Genomic DNA, 25,712 nt, shown 5'->3' on the forward strand with positions numbered 1-25,712 from the left:
CCTCGTCGATCCCCTCCCCCTCGGGCCGGAACAGGCGGGACCTTCCACCCAGGGTGCGAGATCCACTAGTACGTACGGGTATTGCCAAGCCCCCCGACCACTTCCCAGGGTGGATGTCGTCGCCGAGCGCAGCGTGCTTCTTCCCCCCTGGCCGCAGCCTCGGCGGCGCCCCTTGCACCCGTCGGAAGGTTTCTCCTCCCGTGAGCGTCACCCCGTCCACGATCACCCGTCTTGCCGCCCACAAGAAGGCCGTCGTCGCCGCCGGTGCCGTCGCCCTGGGTGCCTCGGCCGCCGCCTTCGGCGCCACGCCGGCCCAGGCCGCCGCCCCCGCGCAGGCACCGTCCGCCGCGAGCGCGAGCGACGCCAAGGCCGCGGCGCACAAGCTGATCCCGGACCAGGCGCAGTACCAGTGCTTCAGCAACATCGTCGAGCGGGAGAGCGGCTGGGATCCGACCGCCACCAACCCGTCCAGCGGCGCCTACGGCCTGGTACAGGCGCAGCCGGGCTCGAAGATGGCCTCGGCGGGCCCGGACTGGAAGACCAACCCGGAGACCCAGATCAAGTGGGGCCTGGACTACATGAACTCCACGTACGGCAGCCCCTGCGACGCCTGGAAGTTCTGGCAGTCCCACAACTGGTACTGAGCCACTGAGCGGCAGCACCTCCCCCGAAGCGGTCGGCACCCCCGGTGCCGGCCGCTTCCGCGCGCCCGCCCCTCACAGCCGCTGAATGATCGTCCCCGTCGCCAGTCCACCGCCCGCGCACATCGTGATCAGCGCGAACTCCTTGTCCGTGCGTTCCAGTTCGTGCAGCGCCGTGGTGATCAGGCGGGCGCCCGTGGCGCCGACCGGGTGGCCCAGGGCGATGGCTCCGCCGTTCACGTTGACCTTGTCCAGGTCCTGGTCGAAGACGCGGGCCCAGGACAGCACGACGGACGCGAACGCCTCGTTGATCTCGACCAGGTCGATGTCCTGGAGCGACATCCCGGCCTTGCCCAGCACGGCTCGCGTCGCGTCGACGGGCCCGTCGAGGTGGTAGTGCGGGTCGGCGCCGACCAGCGCCTGCGCGACGATCCGGGCGCGCGGCCGCAGTTTCAGCGCGCGGGCCATCCGCTTGGACGCCCACATCACCGCGCACGCGCCGTCGGAGATCTGCGAGCAGTTGCCCGCCGTGTGCACCGCGGTCGGCATGACCGGTTTGAGCCCGGCGAGCGCCGCCATGCTCGTGTCGCGTAATCCTTCGTCGCGGTCCACGAGCCGCCACATGCCCTGCCCGGCGGCCTGTTCCTCCTCCGTGGTCGGCACCTGCACCGCGAACGTCTCGCGCTTGAAGCGCTCCTCGGCCCAGGCCGCCGCGGCCCGCTCCTGCGAGCGCAGCCCCAGCGCGTCGACGTCCTCGCGGGTCAGCCCCCGGTTGCGGGCGATGCGTTCGGCGGCCTCGAACTGGTTGGGCAGGTCCACGTTCCACTCGTCCGGCCAGGGTTTGCCGGGCCCGTGCTTGGAGCCGCTGCCGAGCGGCACCCGGGACATCGCCTCCACGCCGCATCCGATGCCGATGTCGATGACACCGCCCGCGACCATGTTGGCGACCATGTGGTTGGCCTGCTGGGACGAGCCGCACTGGCAGTCCACGGTAGTGGCAGCGGTCTCGTACGGCAGGCCCATCGTCAGCCAGGCGGTGCGCGCCGGGTTCATGGACTGCTCGCCGGCGTGGGTGACGGTGCCGCCGACGATCTGTTCCACACAGTCCGGCTGGATGCCGGTACGGTCGAGCAGTTCGCGGTAGGTCTCGCCGAGGAGGTAGGCGGGGTGGAGGTTGGCGAGCGCGCCGCCGCGCTTGCCGATGGGGGTGCGTACGGCTTCCACGATGACGGGTTCCGCGGCCATGACTGACTCGTCCTCTCCTCACGTCCCGCAGGACGTCCCGGCACCCCCGACGACGGAACTGGTACGCGTTCTAGTTCCTCGGCCAGTCTCTTTGAGCCGCGCCCGGGGGCGCAAGGGTGCTGCACGGGCCTTCCGCCCTCAACGGCCCTACGGAGGCGGCGTTCGACGGCCCGCGCCCCCTTGCCACTTATAGAACTCGTTACTACCTTCACCGCCATGAGCTGACGGCCCGTCAGGACGACCGGTCGGCACCGCACGACGACGAGCCGCCAGGCCCCTACGACCGGCACCGGGCCGGACCAGAGCTGGAGTCGCCGAGATGCCCTGCCCCGCGCTGCCCGACGGGTTCGACTTCACCGACCCCGACGTCTACCACGACCGCGTACCGCTGCCCGAGTTCGCCCAGCTGCGGCGCACCGCGCCCGTCTGGTGGAACGCCCAGCCGCACGGCGTCGCCGGCTTCGGCGACGACGGGTACTGGGCGGTGACCCGCCACGAGGACGTCAAGGAGGTCTCCACCCGGCCGGAGGTCTTCTCGGCGAGCCTGAACACCTCGATCATCCGCTTCAACGCGGCCATGACCCGCGACAAGATCGACGTACAGAAGCTGATCATGCTGAACATGGACCCGCCGGAGCACACCCGGGTCCGCCAGATCGTCCAGCGCGGCTTCACCCCCCGCGCCGTCCGCGCCCTCGAAGACGCCCTGCGCGACCGGGCGCGGGCCATCGTCGCCGACGCCCGGCACCAGGAGTACGGCGACTTCGTCACCGACATCGCCTGCGAACTCCCGCTCCAGGCCATCGCCGAACTGATCGGCATCCCCCAGGACGACCGGGCCCGCATCTTCGACTGGTCGAACAAGATGATCGCGTACGACGACCCCGAGCTGGCCATCACCGAGGAGGTCGGCGCCACCGCGGCGGCCGAGCTGATCTCGTACGCGATGGGCCTGGCCGCGGCCCGCAAGGAGTGCCCGGCGCAGGACATCGTCAGCCGGCTCGTCGCGGCGGAGGACGAGGGCAACCTCGCCTCCGACGAGTTCGGGTTCTTCGTCCTCCTGCTGGCCGTCGCGGGCAACGAGACGACGCGTAACGCGATCACCCACGGGATGCACGCGTTCCTGACCCACCCCGAGCAGTGGGACCTGTACAAACGGGAGCGGCCCGGCACCGCCGCCGAGGAGATCGTGCGCTGGGCCACGCCCATCGTCTCCTTCCAGCGCACCGCCACCCAGGACACCACCCTGGGCGACGCGCGGATCGAGAAGGGCCAGCGGGTGGGTCTCTTCTACGCCTCCGCCAACCACGACCCGGAGGTCTTCGAGAACCCCGGGACGTTCGACATCACCCGCGATCCCAACCCCCACCTGGGATTCGGCGGCGGCGGCCCGCACTTCTGCCTCGGCAAGTCGCTCGCCGTCCTGGAGATCGACCTGATCTTCCAGGCCATCGCCGACACGCTGCCGGACATCGCCCTCGCGGGCACCCCGCGCCGGCTGCGGTCGGCCTGGCTCAACGGGGTGAAGGAGCTGCGGGTGCGGTACGTGTAGGCCGTACGCGCCCCGGAGCCGAGCCGCCCGCGGTACGCCCCGCGGCCGGGCCGGGCCGGCACGTCTCTTTTGCGTCTCCTGTGGTTCCTTCGGTCCTCAACCTTGCCAACGGCTACTGGCAGACTTACATTCAACTCGCCAGTAACACCGGCCAGTTCTTCACACCCTCCACATAATCACCACGCGCCATCACCTTCTGGCCAGGTGCCCAGCACGTCCCCCCACATCTCTCGGCTGCGCGATCCACCGCACTTCGAAGGGGACCACTCTCATGAAGGACGCACACGGCAGACACGTCACGGGGCGGGTCAGCTGGCGCAAGTTCGCCGTGCTGTCCGTCCCGGCCTTCGCCGGGACCGCCGCGCTGGCCATCGCCCTGGCCAACGGCGCGCTGGCGGCTTCGTTCGCCGTATCGGGACAGCAGTTCAAGGTGTCCGCCGCCTCTCTCACGGGCGACGGCTTCGCCCAGTACGGCGGCGTCGACCAGAACGCCCGGGGCGAACTGCTGCCGGTGGCCGTGACCGCCATCAAGAAGGCCGAGCTGAAGAGCCTGTGCCAGTCGGTCGTCACCACCCTGCCGGTCATCGGCGACATCTCGCTCAACCTCACCGCGGGCGGCGGCAAGACACCGGTCCAGGCGACCGACCTCTTCGTGGACGCCACCCAGCTCTCCGGCAACGCGTCCTTCACCAACATCGAGATCGGCCGGGACGCCTCCACCCTCGACAAGGGCCCGGCGACCGCCCAGGGCATGCAGGACCTGTTCGCCCAGCAGGCCGACGACGTCAGCATCACCAACCTCAGGCAGACGGCCTGGGCCACCAACGCCGGGACGTTCCGGCTGGCCGGCCTGAGCATGAACATCTCCAAGGGCAAGAAGGAATGCTTCTGACCTCGCAGGGCTCCTGGCGGCGCGGCCGGGCTGCCTGGCGGCGCTGGCGCAAGGGCCGTCCCTTCTGGGGCGGACTGGCGGCCGTCGTCGCCGGGGCGGAGATCTGCGCCATCCCGCTGGCGCCGCTGAAGGTGATGCTCCAGCAGGGCATCGCCGGGATCCCGTCCGTCCTGATGGGCCTGGTGATGATCCTGATGGGCCTGTCCGCGTGGTTCGCGCCGCACTACCGGGGCCTGGCCGGCATCCTCACCGTCCTGGTCGCCACCGCCGCGCTGGTGATGTCCAACCTCGGCGGGTTCCTGTTCGGCACGATCGTCGGCATCCTCGGCGGCGGCATGATCTTCGCCTGGCAGCCACGCCCGCTGCCGGAACGGGAGCCGGAGCCGGCAGCGGGGACGGGGTCCGAACCGGGGCCCGAGCCCTCCGGGAACACGCCGCCTCCGCCGCCCCACACCCAGCCGCAGAGCTGACCGGGCCGGGCGTCGGGACGGTCGTACGCGTACCACTCGCTCCCTGCCGTACGCGTACGACCGCCCCCGTACGTGTACGACCCGCCTCCATGCGCGTACGACCCACCTCCGTGCGCGCACGACCGCTCCGTACGCGCACGGCCCGCCCACCCGCGCACGGCAGGCCCACGCACGCCCCCCATGACCCGCAGGTGTTCGCAGGCACCTGCGTAGCCCCATCCACACCGCTCGCAGAAGGAGATTCGCGATGACGCACGGACCCGCACGCTCTCGCGCACATCACTCCGCCGTACGGCGACCGCGCGCCCTGGTCGCCGCCGGTACGGGGATCCTCGCGACCGCGTCCCTCTCCCTGGCCCTGACCGGTTCGGCCACCGCCCAGCCCACCGGGGCCGCGGTCACCCCCGCCTCGACCACCGTCACCCCGGCCGGTCACGCCTACGCCGCCGACCTCAGCGGCAAGGCCACGTTCAAGGCCGGTTCGGTGACGGTGACCTGCACCGTCTCGCACGCCGCCGGACAGGTGCCGGACGCCCCGGACAACACCAACGCCGCCGGCCCGGTCAGCAGCACCCTCTCGGCGCCCACGTACAGCTCCTGCACGACGAGCATGCCGGGCGTCAGCGCCACCATCGAGACCTCCGGCACCTGGGGCGTCGCCATGCAGAACGGCGCGCCGACCACCGCCGGGCTGACCATACCGACCGGCGGTTTCGTCCTGAAGACCAGCGGTCTGGCCAGCTGTACGGTGACGGCCGCGCCGCAGAGCGCCGCGACGGTCGACGGCGCCTGGACCAACGGGGCCCCGTCCACCCTGACCTTCACCAACGCCTCGGTGCCGGTCCACGTCGTCGGCGGCTTCGGCTGCCCGACCAGCGCGACGACGTCCCTGTTCAACGCCACGTACAAGGTCACCGACAGCACCGACCCGGCGTCGCAGATCACGGTCACCGGCTGACGGGCGGCCCCCGGCCGGCGGCCGGGAGTGCCCGCCGGCCGCCCCCTCAGCCGCGGGCACGCCCGGCCGTCGTCAGACCGTTGCCCTCACCCGCCGGTGAGGGCAACGGCGACCGCCACCGCGCCGGACACCAGCACCACGGCCGCGGCCAGGCAGCCCGTCACCAGCCGGCGCCGCAGCACCTCGTACACGCCCTCGTACTCGGCGCGCAGTTCTCCGCTGCGCGCCGCGATCCGTTTCAGGTAGGCGTGGGAGAACTCCAGCTGGTCGGCCTGGTAGTGCCGCTCGACCTCTTCCCGCTGTGCGCGGGTCAGCCACGGCAGCCGGGCGGTGAATTCACGGGCACGCGTACGCGCGCGGTCCTTCTCGGCCTCCCAGAGCAGATATCCCTCGATCTCGTTGACCGCCTCGGCCGTGCTCACCGGCGTACCGCCGCTCATACCAGCGCACCTCGTTCCTTTTCGCGGCCCAGCGCGGGCGCGCCGACCTCGGGGTGGTGCAGGTCGAACGCCGGGGACTCGGAGCGGATGCGCGGCAGCGCGGTGAAGTTGTGCCGCGGCGGCGGGCAGGAGGTCGCCCACTCCAGGGAACGCCCCCAGCCCCACGGGTCGTCGGCCTCGACCTTTTCCCCGTACTTCGCGGTCTTCCAGACGTTGTAGAGGAACGGCAGCAGTGACAGGCCGAGCAGGAACGAGGCGATCGTGGAGACCGTGTTCAGCGTGGTGAAGCCGTCGGCGGCCAGATAGTCGGGAATGCGGCGCAGCATTCCTTCGGCGCCCAGCCAGTGCTGGACGAGGAAGGTGCCGTGGAAGCCGATGAACAGCGTCCAGAACGTGATCTTGCCGAGGCGCTCGTCGAGCATCTTGCCGGTGAACTTCGGCCACCAGAAGTGGAAGCCGGCGAACATCGCGAAGACGACGGTGCCGAAGATGACGTAGTGGAAGTGGGCGACCACGAAATACGAGTCCGTCACGTGGAAGTCCATCGGCGGCGACGCCAGGATGACGCCGGTCAGACCACCGAAGGTGAAGGTGATCAGGAAGCCGACGGCCCAGAGCATCGGGGTCTCGAAGGACAGTGAGCCCTGCCACATCGTGCCGATCCAGTTGAAGAACTTCACGCCGGTCGGCACGGCGATCAGGAACGTCATGAAGGAGAAGAACGGCAGGAGTACGCCGCCCGTCGCGTACATGTGGTGCGCCCAGACGGTGACCGAAAGGCCCGCGATCGAAATCGTCGCCGCGATCAGACCGATGTAACCGAACATCGGCTTCCGGGAGAAGACCGGAATGACCTCGGAGATGATGCCGAAGAACGGCAGCGCGATGATGTACACCTCGGGGTGGCCGAAGAACCAGAAGAGGTGCTGCCACAGCAAGGCGCCGCCATTGGCCGCGTCGAAGACGTGCGCGCCGAATTTGCGGTCCGCCTCCAGGGCGAAGAGAGCCGCCGCCAGCACCGGAAAGGCGAGCAGGACCAGGACGCCGGTCAGCAGCACGTTCCAGGTGAAGATCGGCATGCGGAACATCGTCATGCCGGGCGCCCGCATACAGATGATCGTGGTGATGAAATTGACCGCGCCCAGGATCGTACCGAAGCCGGACAGCGCCAGCCCCATGATCCACATGTCGCCGCCGATGCCCGGGGAATGCACGGAGTCGGACAGCGGCGCATAGGCGAACCAGCCGAAGTCGGCGGCGCCCTGCGGCGTGAGAAAGCCGCCGACCGCTATCAGCGAGCCGAAGAGGTAGAGCCAGTACGCCAGCATGTTCAGCCGGGGGAAGGCGACGTCGGGGGCGCCGATCTGCAGCGGCATGATCCAGTTTGCGAAGCCGGAGAACAGCGGCGTCGCGAACATCAGCAGCATGATCGTGCCGTGCATCGTGAACGCCTGGTTGAACTGCTCGTTCGACAGGAGCTGGTGGCCCGGCCGGGCCAGCTCCGCGCGCATCAGCAGGGCCATCAGGCCGCCGACGCAGAAGAACGCGAACGAAGTGATCAGGTACAGCGTGCCGATGGTCTTGTGGTCGGTGGTCGTCAGCCACTTCACGGGGGACTTCATGCACCGTAGGTGTCCGGGGCCGCGGAAATCTTCACCGCGGCAGGGTGTGAAGATCTCGTACGTGCCGGACACCAACAGATCATGAGCAAGGACGCAGGCGCCGAGGACGGCCCCGGCCAGGACTTCGACCAGGGCGTCGGCGAGGACGTCCGCAAGGACGCCGACGAAGCCTTCGCCGACGCCTACCGCGCGCACTACTGGGCGGTCAGCCGTTTCGTCGCCCGGCGGCTGGACAGCGGACAGGCCGACGACGTCGAGGAGGTGGTGGCGGAGGTCTTCTCCACGGCCTGGCGGCGGCGCGCGGAACTGCCGCCGTCCCCGCTGCCCTGGCTGTACGGCGTGGCCCGCAACTGCCTGTCCAACACGGTGCGCGGCTTCGGCCGCTACCGGCGCCTGCTGCACCGCCTCGGCAACCACGAGGCCGCGCACCGCCGCCAGACCGTGGACAGCCCCGACGCGGAACGGCCGGGCTCCTGGGTGCACGAGGCGCTGGAGCGCCTGTCCCCCGCCGACCAGGAGGTGCTGCGGCTGACCGCCTGGGAGGAACTGACCCTCCAGGAACTCTCCGTCACCCTCGACTGCAGCCAGAGCGCCGCGGCGATGCGGCTGCACCGGGCGCGCAACCGGCTCCGTACGCAGATAGACCGCCTCCGCCCGAAGGACGCGCCGGATCCGGGCCCCGACCCTGGCCCCGCCCTGCGCGCTGCGCCGGACCGCGCCCCGGCTCCCGTTCCGCCCCCGCCGCGCCCGCGCGCACGCCGTACCCCCGCACGTTCCCCCCTGCCCGCACCCGCGGTGCCGACCCGAGCCGGAGGCCGCGGCCTTGACTGACGAACTGGAGCTGCTGCGGCAGGCCGACCCCGTACGGTCCGACGAGGGCCCCTGGCGCGACCGCCCGCTCGACGCCCGCGCGGAGCACCGGCTGGCAGCACTCATGAGCACCGGCGCGCCGTCTCCCACACCGGCGCGCGACCTCAAGCGCACCACCGAGTACACCACCACGCCCACCCTGGAGCGCGCCCCTGAACCCGCCCGCCGGGCCCCCCGGACCCGCCGTCCCCGCCGCACCCGCCGTCTTCTCATCGGTGCCACCGCCGCCTCGGCCGCCGTACTGACCGTCCTCACCCTCGCCTTCTCCGGTGCCGGTACGACCCCGGCGGCGGCCTCCCCCACCGCGCTCGTCGTGCAGCCCGATGCCCCGGTGCTCCCGCTGGACGAGGTCGCGCGCCGGGCGGAGACGTACGCCCGCGCCCTGCGCGACGCCCCCCAGCCGCACCGGGGCAGCCACCTCCAGAGCTGGTACCTGAGCATGCAGACGGGCCCCGGTGCCAAGCCGCCGGTCACCGTCCCCGAGGAGCGCATCACCCGCTGGAACCCGGACGGCAGCGGCTCGGAACTCGTCGTCGCCACCGACCCCCGGCACCCCGGCCGTCCGGTGATCAACGACGCCGACGGCGAGTGGCGCACCGTCAACGACGGCAAGGTCCTGCACCGCAGGACGTACCCGGCGGGCACCCGCCTGGACGATCCGGTCACCGGTGACGGCACGCTGCCCGCACGGCCGCCCGCCGACCCCGACGAACTGCGCTCCTACCTGGCCACCTTCTACAGCGGCGCCGGCACCCAGACGCAGCCTCTCCTGATGGCCCTCTCCTCCTTCCTCCAGGAGTGGACCCCGGGCCCGCGCGAGTCGGCGGCGCTGGTCCGGATGCTGTCGCGCACGAAGGGCCTCCGCCCGGCCGGGCAGGTCATCGACCGCCTCGGGCGGCGCGGGCAGGCGTACGCGTACCGGGGCACGGACGCGTCGCAGGGGTCCATGGAAGGCACCCTGCAACTGGTCATCCTCGACCCGGAGACCGGCCGGATCCTCGGCATGGAGACGTCGTTCACCGAGGACATCCCCGACTTCAGGATCAAGTCGGGTGACGTGCTGTCGTACGAGGCGTGGATGCCGTGAGGTGCGCGCCCGCCTCCTTCGGGGCGGGCGCGCGCAGGGGTTCCCCCGAGTGGCGGGGTGCGGCCGGATGGCTGATGCTTGACGGGCGCGACGATCCGCGGCGCGGCGGCCGGACGGCTGCCGCGCCGCTCGCCTCCCTCAGGCCAGGGGAACGTTCACGCAGGCCAGGCGGGCGCCCGCGGTCCCCGCGTGGCCCGGTTCGGTGTGCGTCATGTGCTCGTGGACGACCACGGAGCGGGCCTGTCCGGGACGGACGTGCCACCTGACCCGGGCGGCCGAGGCGCCGTCGCCGTCCGCGTCCGTCGTCAGGTCGAGCCACACCTCGTTGCGCGGATTGGCGTAGGCCGGGTCGGTGGAGGGCTGCACGGGGTCGGGCACGTTCTGGTAGTGCGGCCCGGAGTCGTTCGGCTTCGGCCCGCACGGCTTGGTGTGGACATGAGCACCGTACGTACGGTCCGGGACCAGGCCGGACAGCCGCAGACCGACGGCCGTACGGGCGTCCTTGCCGGATCCGTACCGCTTCTCCACGACCGTGACCCGGCTGCCCTCGGGCACCAGGGCCGGGTCGTAGGTGACGGCCTCACCCGCCGGCGACGCGGTGAAGTGGGCGCGGACGGTCACGCTGGTGCACTGCACTCCCATGGATGGCGCGGCGACCGGCGCCATCGCCAGTGACGCGGTCAGCACTGCGGTAGCGATAGACATGCGTCGCACCCTTGCGTCCCGGCGCACCGGCCGGAAGCGGATATCCGGTCAGGCGGGCCGCACGGGCACGTCAGGGAAAGGGGTGAGGGAAGAGGCCGGGGAGGGGGTTGAGGAAGGATCCACGGGGCACACGGGAGGCGCTCCGCGAACCTCCGGACGAACCCCGGAAAAATTCTTCCGATCGACCTGCATACATCCGCGAGGAGTGGGCAGGGTCAGGTCCGTGCCGTGCGCATGTGGCGCAAGACAGGGCAATTCGGTTGCGGTGATCGTCGCGAGATGGATCACATCCATAAAGGCCGGATAAGGACCCTCGGAACCGCGTTTCCCCTGCCGAGAGCAGGGATGCACGCTGTTGCGCGGTCGCCCGTGCACTGTCCGTGATGAGGCGCTCTGCCCCTATGGTCGACCTTTGCCCGCCACGCCATGGCGGGCCCGACCCGCCCCCGGCGGGTGTTCCATGCAGTCGTCCCAGAGAGCGCAGGCGAGCGAGCACGTGCCGACGCAGTCACCCGTGGCACCGCGGACCCGTACCGGTGGTCCGGCCCCCGATCCGGCCGAGCCGGAGAAACCGGAGAAGCGCGGCCAGGGCGGCGACGTCACCGTCGTCGATCCGGCCATGGTCAAGCGCGCCGTCTCGGCAGCCGCGGTCGGCAACGCGATGGAATGGTTCGACTTCGGCGTCTACAGCTACATCGCGGTCACGCTGGGACAGGTCTTCTTCCCGTCCGGCAACCCGACCGCGCAGTTGCTGTCGACGTTCGGCACCTTCGCCGCGGCCTTCCTCGTACGCCCCATCGGCGGCATGGTCTTCGGGCCGCTCGGTGACCGTATCGGACGGCAGAAGATCCTCGCCATCACCATGATCATGATGGCGGCCGGCACCTTCGCGATCGGCCTCATCCCCTCGTACGCCTCCATCGGCGTCTGGGCCCCGGTCCTCCTGCTGGTCGCCCGGCTGGTGCAGGGCTTCTCCACCGGCGGCGAGTACGGCGGCGCCTCCACCTTCATCGCCGAGTACGCGCCCGACAAGAAGCGCGGCTTCATGGGCAGCTGGCTGGAGTTCGGCACGCTCGCCGGGTACGTCGGCGGCGCCGGCCTGGTCACCCTGCTGACCTACCTGCTGCGCGACAACCACGACGCGCTGCTCTCCTGGGGCTGGCGCATCCCGTTCCTGATCGCGGGCCCGATGGGCATCATCGGCCTCTACCTGCGGATGCGGCTGGAGGAGACCCCGGCGTTCGCGCAGCTGGAGAAGGAGGCGCGGACCAAGGAGAAGGAGCGCCGGGAGGCCGAGAAGAAGATCGGCCTGCGCGAGATGATCTTCGGCCAGTGGCGCGCGATGCTGCTCTGCGTCGGCCTGGTCCTGGTCTTCAACGTCACCGACTACATGCTGCTGTCGTACATGCCCAGCTACCTGACCTCGGAGCTGAAGTACGACGAGACGCACGGACTGCTGGTCGTGCTGGCGGTCATGGTCGTGATGATGTGCGTGCAGCCCTTCGCGGGCCGGCTCACCGACCGCTTCGGGCGCCGCCCCGTCATCGCGACCGGCTGCGTCGGCTTCCTGGTGCTGTCCGTACCGTCGCTGCTGCTGATCCGGCAGGGTTCGCTGGCCGGCATCGCGCTGGGCATGGCCGTCCTCGGCCTGCTGCTGGTGTGCTTCACGTCCACCATGCCGTCCACGCTGCCCGCGCTGTTCCCGACGAAGGTGCGCTACGGCTCGCTGTCCATCGGCTTCAACATCTCGGTCTCCGTCTTCGGCGGTACGACTCCGCTGGTGGTGACCGCGCTGATCGGCGCCACGGGCAACAACATGATGCCCGCGTTCTACATGATGGCCGCCGCCGTGGTCGGCGGAATCGCGGTCCTGCTGATGTCGGAGAGCGCGCGCAAGCCGCTGCCGGGGTCGCCGCCGGCCGTCGAGACCGAGTCCGAGGCGCGCGCGCTGCGCAAGGCCGCGGCGTCGAAGCCGGTCACGGGCGTCGCGGGCAAGAAGCGGCGGGTCGCCGCGGAGTCGCCCGCCTGACCTGGCCGGCGGCGCGAGCCGCCGCCGGTCACCCGGCCCCCACGGCGCCTGTGCGCGAGGACTTCGGGTCCTCGCGCACCGGCGTTCCGGGTTCTCGGGGAAGCGCGCCCGTATCCGCGCGCCGGTGAACGCACTCACGTATCCGCGCGCCCGTACTCGCCCACCAGCATCCACCCGCCCGCATCCGCCCGCCCGTATCCGGTCGCCCCCTGCCTCAGGTATCGCTAGGACGGTACGGCCGCTCCCACTCACCGTTGTCGCACGTGCGCCCCGACGGGTCCTTCTGGCCGTGCGCGAAGACCCCCTCCCCCGAGGTCGCCCCGGACGGCGAGGGGAAGAAGCTGGTGTACGCGGCACGGCAGCTCTCACCGCGCGCCGCACGGTCGTGTGCGGGGCAGGCCGACGCGGCGGGGACGGCGGCCAGTACGGCGCCGGCCGCCGAGACCGACACCACCACGGCACGGGTGAACTTCCGCATGGGGTACAAGAGACTGCCTTTCGTCACCGGGCCGCGCCCTCGCGCGCCCTGGTGGCCATGCTGGCGGGAAACCGCCGTCCGGACCCGGCCACACTCCGGCGCCCCGACGGCTGCAACCTCAACGGCGGACACGGCCGTTACCGCCGCGCCGCCACCCCGTTGAACCCCTCAGGTCACTGCTCCACCAGCCGTACGAACGGTATGTTCTCCCCCGCCTGCCGGTAGCCCTCCGCCGTGCCGTCGACCTCGAAGCCCATGTACGCCGTCAACTGCCTGGCCGCCTTCGGGTGCTTCGGCGCGTACCGCGCCATGATCCGGCCGCCCTCCTCGGCGGGGAGGAAGTGCGCGATGACGGCACACCTCCTGCGCCCGACCTGAATGGTGGCCCGGGGCTGCGCCTGAAGGTTGCGGTACCACTGCGCGCCCGGTCCGAAGCCCGAGGCCAGCGTCCACGTACGGGCCTGCCGGTCGTACGACACCACCTCCAGGACGACCCGCCGGGTCTTGCCCGACGTACGGCCGAGGTGCTCCAGAAGCAGCAGCCGCTTGCCGAAGAGACCACCGAGGCCGAGCCGGTAGAGGTGGACCGGAGCACGGAAGGCGAGCCGCTTCCAGCCCGTCGGCCGCACCGGTCTGCTGACCCGCCGCGCCGCCCGCGGCGTCTGCGACGGTCCCTGTCCCGCTTCTGAGTTCGACATACTCCGACGCTAACCCCGCCCACCGACAACCGGAGTGAGGCAACCGGCCGAGCTGCGGCCCTCCGGGCGGCCGCTCCGCCCCGGGGCGCACCAGCGTTCAATACGGCGGCTCCGCGTCCGGACGAGACTCCCTCCATGAGCACCGACACTCCCTCCGGGACCACCGAACGCTTCCCCACCAAGATCGCCATCGTGGTCCGCGAAGACCTCGCCGACTGGCAGAAGCTGAACGTGACGGCCTTCCTGGCGAGCGGTATCGCGCACGCCTCCGACGACGTCATGGGCAAGCGCTACGAGGACGGTTCGGGCAACGACTACCTGGCGCTGCTCCGCGAACCCGTCCTGTGCTACGCCGCCGACTCCGCCGGCCTGGCCCGTACGCGCGCCCGCGCCCTCTCCCGGGAACTGCCCACCGCGGTGTACACGGCGGACATGTTCACCACCGGCAACGACGACGACAACCGCGCGGTGGTACGCGCCGTCACCGCCGACGAACTCGACCTGGCCGGCGTGGCGGTGCACGGCCCCCGCAAGCAGGTCGACAAGGTGATCAAGGGCCTGAAGCTGCACGGCTGAGACGCGGACCGTCCGGCGGGTGGCCCTGGCCCACGCCCGCCGGACGGTATGGGGCACGATGTTCGGTATGAGCATCGTGAAGATCAATGTGCTGACCGTTCCCGCCGAACAGCGGGAGGTGCTGGAGAAGCGCTTCGGAGCGCGGGCGGGCTCCGTGGAGTCGTCGGACGGCTTCGAGTGGTTCGAGCTGCTGCGCCCGGTCGAGGGCACCGACCAGTACCTCGTCTACACGCGCTGGCGGGACGAGGAGTCGTTCCAGGCGTGGATGGAGGGGCCGATGAAGGCCGCGCACCAGGGCGGCGGCGCGGAGGGCGGCGAGCGGCCCAAGCCCGCCGCTTCCGGGTCCACGCTCTGGTCGTTCGAGGTGGTGCAGCAGGCCGGGCCGAAGGCGCAGGGCTGAGCAGCCGGGTGACCGGGACGGCGGCCGCTCAGAAGTCGAGCAGCCGCTGGGCGGTCTCCCGGTAGTGGCGCAGGGCGACACGGAGCTGTTCGGTGTCGGTGCCGCCCTGCTCCCAGGCCGAACTCAGGGCGCGGCGGCGGGCGGCCAGGGCCTCCGGGAGGAGGGCGGCCAGCTCCTCGTAGATGCCGTCGGCTTCCTGTACGGCCTCACGGGGGTGGTCGACGAAGCCGTTGACGGCGTGGTCGAGCCGCTGCCGCAGCTTCTCCCGGGCGTCCGACGGGAGGAGCGGTTCGGGGTCGCCCGCGCGGCCGCGGTCCGTGGCTCCGGACGTCGGGGCGGGTGAGGCGGGTGTGCCTGATGCCCCGGGAGCGCCGGGTGTACCCGCCGGGTAATCGGTCTCGGTGCCGGGCAGGCCGGCGTACACACCGGGTGCGGACTCGGAGGCGCCCGAAGTCGCGGTGGGCGGCGGAGCGGCCGGCTGCTGGGCGCTGCGGTCCCCCTCGTACGCCGCGGCGCCGCGCTCCGGAGGCGGCATGCCCTCGCTCGACGCGCGCTCGCCGGGAGTCTCGGCGGGCGTCCGGGCGGGCCTCTCGGCGGGGCCGGTCCCGCGCTCGTCGTACGTACTCATCGCGCACCGCCTTCCGCGGTGTCGTGCCCGTGGCCGTGGCCGCCGCCGTGCGTCCACGGGGAACGCAGCCGGTCGCCGAGCCGCCGGGCGGTGGGCTTGTCGTGCCGGGGGCCGTGGCCGGCCGCCGGGTGGTGGCCGTCGCGGCCGGCCAGGCCGGTGCGGCCGTGGGCGGTGCCGCCGCGGCCGTGGTCGCGGGGGCCGCGCGGGGCGCCGGAACGGCCGGAGCCGGCGTCGAGGAGTTCGGTGAACAGGGCGCGGGCGTGGACGACGGCGGCGCGCAGTTCCTCGGTGCCGGCGGCGTTCTCCGGCCGGTTGTTCCGGGCGCGTACGGCCGTCTCGTGGGCCTTGCGGTAGTCGTGGACGCCCTGCGCGTGGTGGACGGAGAGCGCGTCGGTCTGCTCGTCGTAGGTGTCCGCCGGGTAGCCGCGCTCGCGGGCGAGTCGGCCGATCAGCAGGTCCGCCTCGACGACGGCCTGTTCGGGCTCGTCGACGAACTGCCGCTGCACGGCCTCCCACCGCTCCTCGTACTGGAGCCGGAGTTCGGCGGACAGCGGCTGCGGGCGGAACGCGCCGTGCCGGTCCAGCCGCTGGTTCAGCTCGCGTTCGGCGGCCGCGGTGTCGCCGTCGTGCACGGCGACGGCGCGTTCGTACTCGGGGCCGAAGCGTCGTCGCAGGCCTCTGCTGCCACTGCGGGCGACCTTGGCGCGCGCCATGAGGACGAGAGCGGCGATCACCAGGAGCGCCACGATGGGGACGATGATCAAGGTGATGGACATATGGGGCGGGTAGCCACGCCGCCGGGCGTCAAACCCCGCCTGGTGAGGGGCTCTTGGGGCGGGCCGGCGGTGTGCCGTGTGATATTCGGGGGCGGCGGTCCGCCCCGTACCGGCACAATGCCGCCATGACCGACGCCGCCGTCAGGAATGTGACCGGAGACGAGGGCCTGGCCGGGCACGTGAGCCCGTCCGGGCCCGGCAGCCCGTCCGGGCCCGCGACCGCCTCCGGGGACGAGGGCCTGCCCGGAAGCTGGCGGCTCTCCGTCGAGCCCGACGACTCCCCCACCGCCACCGCCCTGTTCCGCGAGTACTACACCGAGGTCGCGGCGCGCTACCACGTGGTGCACGGATTTCCGCCGATCACGCCGGAGGAGATCGACGAGGGGCTGACGGAGTACCCGCCGGGCCAACTCGTGCCGCCTCATGGTGAATTGCTCGTCGTACGCGACGGTGACGAGGAGGCCGTCGGGTGCGGCGGGCTGCTGCTCCTCGACGGCGGACGTACGGCGGAACTGAAGCGGGTGTTCATCCGCACAGCGTGGCGCGGGCAGGGGGCGGCAGGCGTCCTGATGCGCGCCCTGGAACGGCGCGCGGCGGAACTGGGCGCCGGGCGTCTCCGGTTGGACACCAGGAGCGACCTGGTGGAGGCCGTCGCGCTGTACCGCGCCTACGGGTACGCGGAGATTCCCGCCTACAAGGAGGACCCGTACTCGGACCTGTTCTTCGAGAAGGCGGTGGCGGGCGGGTAGTTCGCCCTCAGCGCGACGCCGCCGGCGGGCGCCGTTTCCGGGCGTCGCCGTCGCGCGGGCTCTCCGCGTCCGAGCCGCACAGTTCCGCCGACAGCTGGTCGACCAGCTCCGTGAGGTCGGTCGGCCGGTCCTCGGTCCACCAGTCGCCGAGCAGTTCGGCCAGCGACGCCCGGCGCGCGGCGGCCAGCCGTTCCGCGACCGCGCGGCCCCTGTCGGTGAGGACCAGCGGCAGCCCTTCGCGTACGGCCAGACCGCGCTCCTCGATCTGCCGGGCGGCCTCGGTGATCACCCGGAACGGCACGATGCTGCGTTCGGAGAGCAGCGCGGGCTCCACCGACCCGTAGCGGCTGATGCGCAGCAGCATCCAGCTCGCCGCGGGCTTCAGGTCCAGTCCGGCCTTCTCGGTGATCCGCTCGTAGACCGCCTTGCGGCCCTCCAGGCTGCCCAGCTTGGACAGCGCGCGGCAGACTTCCTCGTACGAGGAGCGCTGCACGGGGTTGGAGGACAGCACCTCGGAGGTGTCGGGCGCGGTGACGCCGCGGCGCAGCGGCTCCTCGCGCAGGAACCAGGCCAGCACGAAGGCGATCAGCACGACCGGGACCGCGTAGAGGAAGACGTCGGTGATGGAGGTCGAGTAGGCGTCGAGGACGCCGGACGCGGCGTCGGCGGGCAGCTGCCCCACCGTCCTGGGGTCCTCCGCGATACGGGACGGGTCGACGCCGGGCGGCAGTTGCCGGCCCGCGAGGGCGTCGGCGATCCGGGGGCCCAGCTGGTTGGCGAAGATCGTGCCGAAGATGGAGACGCCGAAGGAGGAGCCGATCGAGCGGAAGAAGGTGGCGCCGGAGGTGGCGACGCCGAGGTCCTCGTACGCGACGGCGTTCTGCACGATCAGCACCAGGACCTGCATGACCAGGCCCAGCCCGAAGCCGAAGACGAAGAAGTACAGGCTCATCACGGTGACGCTGCTGGCCGGGCCGAGCTGGTGCAGGAGCAGCAGACCGGCGGCGGTGACGGCGGTACCGGCGATCGGGAAGATCTTGTAGTGCCCGGTACGGCTGACCAGCTGCCCGGAGCCGGTCGAGGACAGCAGCATGCCGATGACCATCGGCAGCATGTGCACCCCGGACATGGTCGGCGAGACGCCCTGCACCACCTGGAGGAAGGTCGGCAGGTAGGTCATCGAGCCGAACATCGCGAAGCCGATGACGAAGCCGATGACCGCGGTGAGGGTGAAGGAGCGCAGCCGGAACAGGCGCAGCGGCAGGACCGGTTCGGCGGCCCGCCGCTCGACGGCGACGAACGCCGCCAGCAGGACGAGTCCGAGCACCCCGAGGCCGATGATCTGCCAGGAGCCCCAGCCGTAACTGACCCCGCCGAGCGAGGTCATCAGCACGAAGCAGGCGGCGACCGCGGCGATCAGCGCGGTGCCGAGGTAATCGATGCGGTGCGGGGTGCGGCGGACCGGGATGTGCAGCACCGCGGCGATGACGGCCAGGGCGACGATCCCGATGGGCAGGTTGATGTAGAACACCCAGCGCCAGCTGAGGTGGTCCACGAACAGGCCGCCGAGCAGCGGCCCGAGCACGCTCGTCGCGCCGAAGACCGCGCCGAACAGGCCCTGGTAGCGGCCACGGTCCCGGGGCGGCACGAGGTCGCCGACGATCGCCATGGACAGCACGATCAGCCCGCCGCCGCCCAGGCCCTGGACCGCCCGGTAGGCGATCAGCTGCGGCATGTTCTGCGCGATGCCGCACAGCGCGGACCCGATCAGGAAGATCACGATGGCGGTCTGGAACAGCCGCTTGCGGCCGTACTGGTCACCGAGCTTGCCCCACAGCGGGGTCGTGGCGGTCGAGGCCAGCAGATACGCGGTGACCACCCAGGACAGGTGGTCCAGGCCGCCGAGGTCGCTGACGATGGTGGGCAGCGCGGTGGCGACGATGGTCTGGTCGAGTGCCGCGATGAGCAGACCGAGCAGCAGCGCGCCGATCGCGACGAGGACCGTCCGCCGGGACCGGCCCTCGCCGGGGACGGCCGGAGTACCGGTGTCCTGCGCCATGAGCGTCTCTCTCCATGCTTCGGACGGGCGGGGTCGCTTCCCTCCATCCTGATCGTTTCGGGCGGATACGGCCTGCTGAGAGCCGTGGGGTCCGGTGGCTTGTAGATGCTCCCTGTGCAGGAAGGGGCCAGACCGGGATAATTCGCTGACCGATCGAGGGCTTCAGGAGGGGGAACGCTCGTGACGGACCGAACCTGCCCGCACTGCTCGGCACCCACACGGGACGACGGCCGGACGCGGTGTCTGTGCGAGGCGGCCGGCGCCGAGGACTTCGATCCCCTACGGGTACGCCCGTATGTGCGACTGCCGGACGGGGCGGACACCGGTGGGACCAGGGCCGGCGGAACAGGTGCCGGTGGCACTGGTACCGGCGGGGCGGACGGCACCGGGGTGACGGGCGCGACGGCGGGGAGACGGGGCGACACGGCGGCGGGGCGGCCGGGGGCCCGGACGGCGGACGTGATGCGTCCCGAGCCGCGTCCCGCGCCCAGATTCGGCTTCCGTACGGTGCCGCCGGCCGGAACGGGGGCACGGAGCGGGGCCGGGGTCCGGGCGGGGGCGAGGGGCAGGCCGGGCGCCTCGGGGCCGGGCACGAGGGCCGGGACCGGGGCCGGGTGTAAGCACACGGGCGGGGATGCCGGCACCGACGCCCCCCGGCCCCGTAAGAAGCAGGCGGCCTTCGCCGCCATGGCGGTCGCCGCGGCGTCCCTGGCCGCGGGCGCCGTGCTGCTCAGCGGCGCGCTGCTGTCCGACACGGACCAGGACCGCGCCCTGCCGGACGACCACCGGCACATGCCCAGCTCCGCCCGTACCTCGGACAGCGACGGCGGCAGCTCCGGAGGCGGCGGTGCCGGCCGGCACGCCGTGCCGCCGCCCGCCGCCCCCACCACGCCGCCTCAGCGGGTGACCAGGACCCAGCCGTCCGCCGGCCCGCCCCGTACCCCTGCGCCCTCCGCCAGCCCGTCGTCGGCCGCGCGCACGGCCACGGCGTCCGGCAGCATCACCAGCGCCCCGGAGAGCCGGGCGCCGAGCAGCCCGCCGAACGGGCCCCTCGTGCTGCGGGAGGGGGCCAGCGGGCCGGAGGTGCTGGAGCTGCAGCGGCGACTGGTGCAGATGGCCGTGTACCCGGGCCCGGAGGACGGCCGGTACGACCGTGCCGTACGCGATGCCGTCGCCGCGTACCAGCGCTCCTACGGGCTGTCGCAGGACCCGGCCGGTGTCTACGGGGTGCAGACCCGCCGGTCGCTGGAGGCCCGAACGGTCGAGCCGTGAGCCGGGATGCGCCGAGTGGCCCGCGGGATGCGGGGGCACGGGTGCGGCCCGTGGGACCAGGGGGCGTTTGGTCTCTCGCGGAGGCTCTTTGTATCGTGTAGGAACAAAGTGGTTCCGCCCGCACTCCCTGACCGGCGGGCGGAGCCGCTTGACTCTTTCCTCAGCGCCCAGGAGCCCGCCGATGCCGACAACCACCCCGCTCATAGCCCGCGCCCTGCTGCTGGACATGGACAGCACGATCGTGAACTCCGAGGCCGTGGTCGAGCGCTGCTGGCGCCGCTGGGCCGCCGAGCAGGGGCTCGACGCGGACGAGGTCCTCCAGGTGGTGCACGGGCGGCAGGGCTGGGCCACGATGGCGGCGCTCCTCCCCGACCGCCCGATGGAGCTCAACCACGAGGACAACCGGCGGATGCTGGCGCAGGAGACCGCCGATGTCGAGGGCGTCGTGCCGGTCCCGGGCGCGCCCGCCTTCATGGCGGCCCTCGCCCGCCTCCCGCACGCGCTGGTGACCTCCGCCGACATCGCCCTCTCCGACGCCCGCATGGGCGCCGCCGGGCTGCCGATGCCGGCCGTACGGATCACCGCCGAGTCGGTCAGCGCCAGCAAGCCGGACCCCGAGGGCTTCCTCAAGGGCGCGGCCGAGCTGGGGTACGCGCCCGAGGACTGCGTGGTCTTCGAGGACTCCGAGGCGGGCATCGCGGCCGGGCGCGCGGCGGGCATGCGCGTGGTCGGCGTCGGCGAGCGGGCCGGGGCCTTCGGTCCCGACGTCCACGTACGCGACCTGGAGCAGGTCCGGGTCGAGGCGCGCGCGGACGGGTCGATCGCGCTGCACATCGAGGGCTGAACCGGCCGGGGCGGGGACCACCCGCCGGTGACCCCGCTCCGTACCCGTACCCGTACCCGTACTCAGCCCACGATCGCCTCGTACAGGCTGAAGCCCGCCAGCAGCACCATCACCGCCGCCGCCACCTTCGTGATCAGCTTGAGCGGTACGTACTTCATCAGGGTGCGGCCGCCGAGGATGCCCAGGCCGGCCACCGCCCACAGGGCCAGTACCGCGCCGACGCCCACCGAGAACGGGTCGTCGTAGCGGGCGGCGAGGTTCGCGGTCATGATCTGGGTCAGGTCGCCGAACTCGGCGACCAGGATCATCATGAAGCCCGCCCCGGAGACCTTCCAGAAGCTCTGGTCGGCGGGCTTCTTCACCTCCTCCTCGTCCTCGTCCTTCTTGAAGAGCAGGACCGCCGCGCCCGCCAGGAAGAGCACGCCGACGACCGCCTGCACGAGGCGGTGCGGGAGCAGGGACAGCACGCTGCCCGCGGCGATGGCGAGCGCGACGTGCACGGCGAAGGCCGCGGCGACGCCGGCGAACACGTACGAGGCGCGGTAGCGGGTGCCGAGCATCAGCCCGGCCAGGGCGGTCTTGTCCGGCAGCTCGGCCAGGAAGACGACGCCGAAGACGACGGCGGCGACGGTGAAACTGAACACGGGGTGTCTTACCTCGATCGGTCGGGCCGCACCGAGGGGCCCGGAAAAGGGGTCGCTTCGGCACGGCAGCGTCTCTTGCGCACACGTGCGTCTGCGCAAACACTGCGGCCGAAGGTCTCGCTGGCGCGGCAGGGACACCGGCCACCTGCCACGCTCCGGGCGCCGGCCCACCGCGGGCGGCCTGTCACCTGGGCGGTGACGGCCGACGGGCGGGCAGTATGTCGACGGTCCGGCGAAGAGCTACTCCCCTTCTGCTGCGGCCAAGGGTACGCGGTGCAGCCGCCCGCGGGCCACCAGCTCCAGCACCACCGCCACGGCCGCCGCCTGTACGGCGAGCAGCGCGACCAGGACGAAGAGCTGCACCGCGCCCGCCTGAACGGGTGACGCGCCGCCGAGCAGCATGCCGACGAAGGCCCCGGGGAGCGTGACGATTCCCACGGTGCGGGTCTGGTCCAGGCCCGGCAGCAGCGCGTCGGACGCGGCCGGACGGGCGACCTCCATCCGGGCCTCCCGGTCGAGCAGGCCCAGCGCCAGCCCCGCCTCCACCTCCCCGCGCCGCGTCTCCAGCTCGTCCAGGGCCCGCCGCCCGCCGAGGACGGTGGCGGTCAGGGCGCCACCGATGAGGATGCCGGCGACGGGGATCAGGGCGACGCCGCGCGGCGGGACCAGGCCGGTGAGCAGCAGGGCGCCGACGACCGGCACGACCCCGGCGGCGAGCGGCGCGGCCGCCCACCACCAGGTGCGGTTCGGGGTCAGGCGGCGGCCCGCGGTCCGTACGGCGACCGTGAACATCAGTACGAGGAAGCAGAGCAGCCAGGGCACGGCCCGGACGACCCAGCCGATGAGGTACGAGACGGCGGCGAGCTGGAGGGCGGCGCGCAGCCCGGCGAGGGCGACGGCGCGCGCGTGACCGAGGCGGGCGAGCGCGGCCACGGCCACGGCGGCGGCCAGCAGGACGGCGAGAACGGCCCCGAGGGTGGCGTTGACCGGCAGCAGCACGCGCTCACTGTAGGGGGCTCGTGGCAGTGCCGCGGGCGGGGCGCACGCGCCCGCGCGAGCCACATCCCGGCGCGCCGGGAGGGGGTGACGTGATGTCAACCCCTTGAACTGACGTGGGCATGTCGTCACTCTGTTACCTGGAGCCCGCCCGGTGGTAACCCCACGGCGCCACCATGGGCCCCGTTCCGCCCCTCGACTTCCCCCCACTTCCAGGGAGTTACGCATGCCCAAGGTCTACGCGCGTCGTGTATCGGTCGCCGCCGGGTCCGCCGCCGCCCTCGTCTGCACGCTGGTGCTCGGCACCCAGCCCGCCCAGGCGGCGCCGCCCACCCCGCCGGACGCCGCCACGGCCCGTACGTACCTCGCCCAGCTCAAGGAAGCACCGCAGGGCTCGCAGGACGGTTACAGCCGCGACAAGTTCCCGCACTGGTCCGACCAGGGCAAGAACTGCAACACCCGCGAGGTCGTGCTCAAGCGGGACGGCGAGAACGTCCAGACCGACGGCAAGTGCGCCTCGACCAGCGGCACCTGGAAGTCGGCCTACGACGACGGCGTGTGGACCCAGGCGTCCGACGTGGACATCGACCACGTCGTACCGCTGTCCGAGGCGTGGAAGTCCGGCGCCTCGACGTGGACGACCGAGCGCCGCAAGCAGCTGGCCAACGACCTCACCCACTCGCAGCTGATCGCCGTCACCGACAACGTGAACCAGGAGAAGGGCGACAAGGACCCGGCCAAGTGGCTGCCGCCGAAGACCTCGTACCACTGCACGTACGCGCGGATGTGGGTCTCGGTGAAGCACGTGTACGGGCTGACCGCCGACTCGGCCGAGAAGGCGGCGCTGAAGAAGATCCTGGACCGCTGCTGAACACCGCCTCCGGGCGGCCGCTGCTGAATGGTTACTCCTGCTGTCACGCCTGACCGGCGCAGGACCGGGCAACCGGACGACGCAACCGTACGGCCGGATGGCTCCGTCTTCCTCCGCGAGGAGGCCGGAGCCGTCCCCCCGCCCCGCGATCGGCTCCTATCCTCTGAGCACACACGTACGGGCACCGGCCCGTACGAGGGGAGGATCGCCGATGGCCGGGCTGCGACTGGGGCCGCTGCTGCGGTACGTGGACGAGATCAGCGCGACGGTGTGGGTCGAGACCGACCGGCCGTGCGAGGTGCACGTCCGCTGCGAGAACGGCGCCGGCGGTGCCGAGCGCACGTGGCAGGTGGCCGGGCACCACTACGCGCTGGTGCCCGTCGCCGGGCTCGCGCCGGCGAGCGAGACCCCGTACCGCGTCCTGCTGGACGGCGAGCAGGTCTGGCCGCTGCCGGACAGCCGCTTCCCGGAAAGCACGATCCACACGCCGGCGGCGCCGGACGACGCCCCGGCGGACCAGCACCTGCGGGTCGCGTTCGGCTCCTGCCGCTGGGCCGCGCCGCCCGCCGACGCGCACGACCCGGTCGGCCCGGACGCCCTGGACACCCTCGCCGCCGCGCTCGCCGCCGACCCCGCGCGCCCGCGCCCGGACGTCCTGCTGCTGCTCGGCGACCAGGTGTACGCCGACCAGACCTCGGACGCGACCGCCGAGCTGCTCGCCACCCGCCGTGACACCTCCGAGCCGCCTTGGAAACAGGTCGCGGACTATGAGGAGTACACCCACCTCTACGCCGAGTCCTGGCTCGACCCGGAGGTCCGCTGGCTGCTGTCCACCGTGCCCAGCTGCATGATCTTCGACGATCACGACGTCATAGACGACTGGAACACCTCCGCCGCCTGGCAGACCCGGATGCGCGCGACCTCCTGGTGGCGGGAGCGGGTGCTGGGCGGCCTGATGTCGTACTGGGTGTACCAGCACCTGGGCAACCTCTCCCCCGCCGAGCTGGAGAAGGACGAGCTGTACGCCCGGGTGCGCGCGCTGCCGGACGGCACGGACCTGGTACGGGAGTTCGCCGCCGCGGCCGACGCCGACCCGGGCTGCGCGCGCTGGAGCTACCGCCGCGACTTCGGCCGCGTACGGCTGGTCATGGTCGACACCCGCGCCACCCGCGTCCTGGACGAGGGCCGGCGGGCGATGCTCGACCCGGCCGAAGCGGAGTGGCTGCGCGAACAGGTGCTGGCCGACCACGGCGCGTACGACCACCTGCTCATCGGCAGCTCGCTGCCCTGGCTCCTGCCGAACCTGATCCACGACGCGGAAGGCTGGAACGCCGCACTGTGCGCCGGGGCGCGCGGCGCGCGCTGGGCGCGCCGGAGCGAGTCGCTGCGGCAGCGGGCCGACCTGGAGCACTGGGCGGCGTTCCCGGAGTCCTTCGCCGCGCTCACCGACCTGCTCACCGAGGCCGCTTCGGGCGAGGCGGCACCGGCGACGGTGTGCGTGCTGTCCGGTGATGTGCACCACGCCTACGTGGCCGAGCCGCACTGGCACGAGGGCTCCGCGCCCGCCGGCCGGGTGCTCCAGCTGACCTGTTCGCCGGTGCACAACAGCATCCCCGCCACGATGCGGGCCGGCTTCCGTTTCGGGTGGAGCCGGCTCGGGCGCCGGCTGGGCCACGCGCTCGCCCGGCACGCCCGGCTGGAACGCCCGTCGATCGGCTGGCGCCGCACGGGAGGCCCGTGGTTCGGCAACCAGCTGATGACCCTGGCGCTGAACGGGCGCACGGCGCGGCTGCGGCTGGACCAGGCGCAGCGTGAACGGGGCGGCGGCGCACGGCTGTTGTGCGCGTGGGACGAGCAGCTGACGGGGCGGCAGGAGGCGGCGCGCTAGGCGCCGAGGCCGTCGCGCCGGGCGCCGGGGACACCGCTGCCCCGGCGCCGAGCCCTTCACCCGCTCTTTCACTCGACCTGTCGTCGGACTGTCCGTCCGGCCGGGCTTCTGCTGCCGTCCGCAGCGTGCCACCCGGCGGACGGGCACATTCCGGGGCATCCCCGGGTGAGTTCGGTGGACTGCACAGACACTCTCGCCGTCGCCCGTGCGGCACTTCGCGCCATGACCATTTTCGGCCAACGGCCGGATATGGCCAGATGTTGAACTTGCAAGTACCGATTAGGTCTCCCTAACCTTTGTCCTTGTCGGTTCCCGTCCCCGA

General features: G+C 72.1%; 24 protein-coding genes and 1 pseudogene. 15 read left to right on the plus strand and 10 right to left on the minus strand.

The genetic code is table 11. The annotated features are described in order from the left end of the window. The first annotated feature begins 200 nt into the window (after nt 1–200). Entirely contained in the window at nt 201–644 is a 444-nt protein-coding gene (locus AB0L45_RS31905) for a transglycosylase SLT domain-containing protein (RefSeq protein WP_365846151.1), read from the plus strand. 72 nt (nt 645–716) lie between these two features. Here AB0L45_RS31905 and AB0L45_RS31910 read toward each other — a convergent pair whose 3' ends face one another. Then, complete coding sequence (locus AB0L45_RS31910) at nt 717–1,886, minus strand: steroid 3-ketoacyl-CoA thiolase (RefSeq protein WP_365846153.1); 1,170 nt, start codon at nt 1,884–1,886, stop codon at nt 717–719. 319 nt (nt 1,887–2,205) lie between these two features. Here AB0L45_RS31910 and AB0L45_RS31915 point away from each other — a divergent pair, with 319 nt between their 5' ends. From AB0L45_RS31915 to AB0L45_RS31930, 4 genes are all read left to right on the plus strand, one after another. Further along, nucleotides 2,206–3,438, plus strand: a complete 1,233-nt coding sequence (locus tag AB0L45_RS31915; protein WP_365846155.1) for a cytochrome P450 — start codon at nt 2,206–2,208, stop codon at nt 3,436–3,438. 271 nt (nt 3,439–3,709) lie between these two features. Further along, nucleotides 3,710–4,330: a DUF6230 family protein gene (locus AB0L45_RS31920; protein WP_365846157.1), complete on the plus strand. Its 621-nt coding sequence runs from the start codon at nt 3,710–3,712 to the stop codon at nt 4,328–4,330. Further along, complete coding sequence (locus AB0L45_RS31925) at nt 4,321–4,800, plus strand: DUF6114 domain-containing protein (RefSeq protein ID WP_365846159.1); 480 nt, start codon at nt 4,321–4,323, stop codon at nt 4,798–4,800. Before AB0L45_RS31920 ends, AB0L45_RS31925 begins: the two co-directional genes overlap by 10 nt. A 247-nt stretch (nt 4,801–5,047) precedes the next feature. Next, nucleotides 5,048–5,758, plus strand: a complete 711-nt coding sequence (locus tag AB0L45_RS31930; RefSeq protein WP_365846161.1) for a hypothetical protein — start codon at nt 5,048–5,050, stop codon at nt 5,756–5,758. Nucleotides 5,759–5,844: 86 nt separating this feature from the next. Here the strand turns inward: AB0L45_RS31930 and AB0L45_RS31935 are convergent, their stop codons facing one another. Together AB0L45_RS31935 and ctaD are read right to left on the minus strand one after the other, a co-directional pair. Beyond that, complete coding sequence (locus AB0L45_RS31935; protein WP_365846163.1) at nt 5,845–6,198, minus strand: hypothetical protein; 354 nt, start codon at nt 6,196–6,198, stop codon at nt 5,845–5,847. Beyond that, nucleotides 6,195–7,808 (minus strand): annotated as a pseudogene (ctaD, locus tag AB0L45_RS31940) (cytochrome c oxidase subunit I); the annotation flags it as partial. The gene AB0L45_RS31935 and the pseudogene ctaD, both read right to left, overlap by 4 nt. Before the next feature lie 93 nt (nt 7,809–7,901). Between ctaD and AB0L45_RS31945 the strand changes: the two are divergent. Together AB0L45_RS31945 and AB0L45_RS31950 are read left to right on the plus strand one after the other, a co-directional pair. Continuing rightward, on the plus strand, nt 7,902–8,651 hold the full coding sequence (locus AB0L45_RS31945; RefSeq protein WP_365846165.1) for a sigma-70 family RNA polymerase sigma factor: 750 nt from the start codon (nt 7,902–7,904) through the stop codon (nt 8,649–8,651). Continuing rightward, entirely contained in the window at nt 8,644–9,777 is a 1,134-nt protein-coding gene (locus AB0L45_RS31950; protein ID WP_365846167.1) for a CU044_5270 family protein, read from the plus strand. Before AB0L45_RS31945 ends, AB0L45_RS31950 begins: the two co-directional genes overlap by 8 nt. 138 nt (nt 9,778–9,915) lie before the next feature. Here the strand turns inward: AB0L45_RS31950 and AB0L45_RS31955 are convergent, their stop codons facing one another. Next, nucleotides 9,916–10,482, minus strand: a complete 567-nt coding sequence (locus AB0L45_RS31955; protein WP_365846169.1) for a superoxide dismutase family protein — start codon at nt 10,480–10,482, stop codon at nt 9,916–9,918. A gap of 496 nt (nt 10,483–10,978) precedes the next feature. Here AB0L45_RS31955 and proP point away from each other — a divergent pair, with 496 nt between their 5' ends. Continuing rightward, nucleotides 10,979–12,511, plus strand: a complete 1,533-nt coding sequence (gene proP, locus AB0L45_RS31960; RefSeq protein WP_365846171.1) for a glycine betaine/L-proline transporter ProP — start codon at nt 10,979–10,981, stop codon at nt 12,509–12,511. Nucleotides 12,512–13,162: 651 nt separating this feature from the next. On the opposite strand, the gene AB0L45_RS31965 is transcribed toward proP, so the two are convergent. Then, a complete protein-coding gene (locus AB0L45_RS31965; RefSeq protein WP_365846173.1) occupies nt 13,163–13,687 on the minus strand; it encodes a nitroreductase family deazaflavin-dependent oxidoreductase in 525 nt (174 codons plus the stop codon). Between the two features lie 135 nt (nt 13,688–13,822). On the opposite strand from AB0L45_RS31965, the gene AB0L45_RS31970 reads away from it, so the two are divergent. Then, nucleotides 13,823–14,263 (plus strand): DUF2000 domain-containing protein, encoded by a 441-nt coding sequence (locus AB0L45_RS31970; protein ID WP_365846175.1) that lies wholly within the window; start codon nt 13,823–13,825, stop codon nt 14,261–14,263. Between the two features lie 67 nt (nt 14,264–14,330). Continuing rightward, nucleotides 14,331–14,663, plus strand: coding sequence for an antibiotic biosynthesis monooxygenase (locus AB0L45_RS31975; RefSeq protein ID WP_365846177.1), 333 nt, complete (start codon nt 14,331–14,333; stop codon nt 14,661–14,663). Between the two features lie 28 nt (nt 14,664–14,691). Here the strand turns inward: AB0L45_RS31975 and AB0L45_RS31980 are convergent, their stop codons facing one another. Together AB0L45_RS31980 and AB0L45_RS31985 are read right to left on the minus strand one after the other, a co-directional pair. After that, on the minus strand, nt 14,692–15,291 hold the full coding sequence (locus tag AB0L45_RS31980) for a hypothetical protein (RefSeq protein WP_365846179.1): 600 nt from the start codon (nt 15,289–15,291) through the stop codon (nt 14,692–14,694). Next, the gene (locus AB0L45_RS31985; RefSeq protein ID WP_365846181.1) at nt 15,288–16,067 is read right to left on the minus strand and encodes a hypothetical protein; all 780 of its coding nucleotides are present in this window, start codon (nt 16,065–16,067) and stop codon (nt 15,288–15,290) included. Before AB0L45_RS31985 ends, AB0L45_RS31980 begins: the two co-directional genes overlap by 4 nt. Nucleotides 16,068–16,192: 125 nt before the next feature. Here AB0L45_RS31985 and AB0L45_RS31990 point away from each other — a divergent pair, with 125 nt between their 5' ends. Further along, a complete protein-coding gene (locus tag AB0L45_RS31990; RefSeq protein WP_365846183.1) occupies nt 16,193–16,816 on the plus strand; it encodes a GNAT family N-acetyltransferase in 624 nt (207 codons plus the stop codon). A 7-nt stretch (nt 16,817–16,823) separates the two neighbouring features. Here AB0L45_RS31990 and AB0L45_RS31995 read toward each other — a convergent pair whose 3' ends face one another. Then, complete coding sequence (locus AB0L45_RS31995) at nt 16,824–18,875, minus strand: MDR family MFS transporter (protein ID WP_365846185.1); 2,052 nt, start codon at nt 18,873–18,875, stop codon at nt 16,824–16,826. Between the two features lie 687 nt (nt 18,876–19,562). On the opposite strand from AB0L45_RS31995, the gene AB0L45_RS32000 reads away from it, so the two are divergent. Further along, nucleotides 19,563–20,147, plus strand: coding sequence for a peptidoglycan-binding domain-containing protein (locus AB0L45_RS32000; RefSeq protein WP_365846187.1), 585 nt, complete (start codon nt 19,563–19,565; stop codon nt 20,145–20,147). Nucleotides 20,148–20,328: 181 nt separating this feature from the next. Continuing rightward, the gene (locus AB0L45_RS32005; RefSeq protein WP_365846189.1) at nt 20,329–20,991 is read left to right on the plus strand and encodes an HAD-IA family hydrolase; all 663 of its coding nucleotides are present in this window, start codon (nt 20,329–20,331) and stop codon (nt 20,989–20,991) included. Between the two features lie 62 nt (nt 20,992–21,053). Here AB0L45_RS32005 and AB0L45_RS32010 read toward each other — a convergent pair whose 3' ends face one another. Both AB0L45_RS32010 and AB0L45_RS32015 read right to left on the minus strand, forming a co-directional pair. Next, on the minus strand, nt 21,054–21,635 hold the full coding sequence (locus tag AB0L45_RS32010; RefSeq protein ID WP_365846191.1) for a TMEM165/GDT1 family protein: 582 nt from the start codon (nt 21,633–21,635) through the stop codon (nt 21,054–21,056). A 240-nt stretch (nt 21,636–21,875) separates the two neighbouring features. Then, nucleotides 21,876–22,634, minus strand: a complete 759-nt coding sequence (locus AB0L45_RS32015) for an ABC transporter permease (RefSeq protein WP_365846193.1) — start codon at nt 22,632–22,634, stop codon at nt 21,876–21,878. A 223-nt stretch (nt 22,635–22,857) separates the two neighbouring features. On the opposite strand from AB0L45_RS32015, the gene AB0L45_RS32020 reads away from it, so the two are divergent. Continuing rightward, nucleotides 22,858–23,502, plus strand: coding sequence for an HNH endonuclease family protein (locus tag AB0L45_RS32020; protein ID WP_365846195.1), 645 nt, complete (start codon nt 22,858–22,860; stop codon nt 23,500–23,502). A 211-nt stretch (nt 23,503–23,713) separates the two neighbouring features. Further along, complete coding sequence (locus tag AB0L45_RS32025) at nt 23,714–25,390, plus strand: alkaline phosphatase D family protein (RefSeq protein WP_365846197.1); 1,677 nt, start codon at nt 23,714–23,716, stop codon at nt 25,388–25,390. Nucleotides 25,391–25,712: the final 322 nt, after the last annotated feature.

Origin of the sequence: Streptomyces sp. NPDC052496, assembly GCF_040679095.1 — a bacterium.
Taxonomy (GTDB): Bacteria; Actinomycetota; Actinomycetes; order Streptomycetales; family Streptomycetaceae; genus Streptomyces.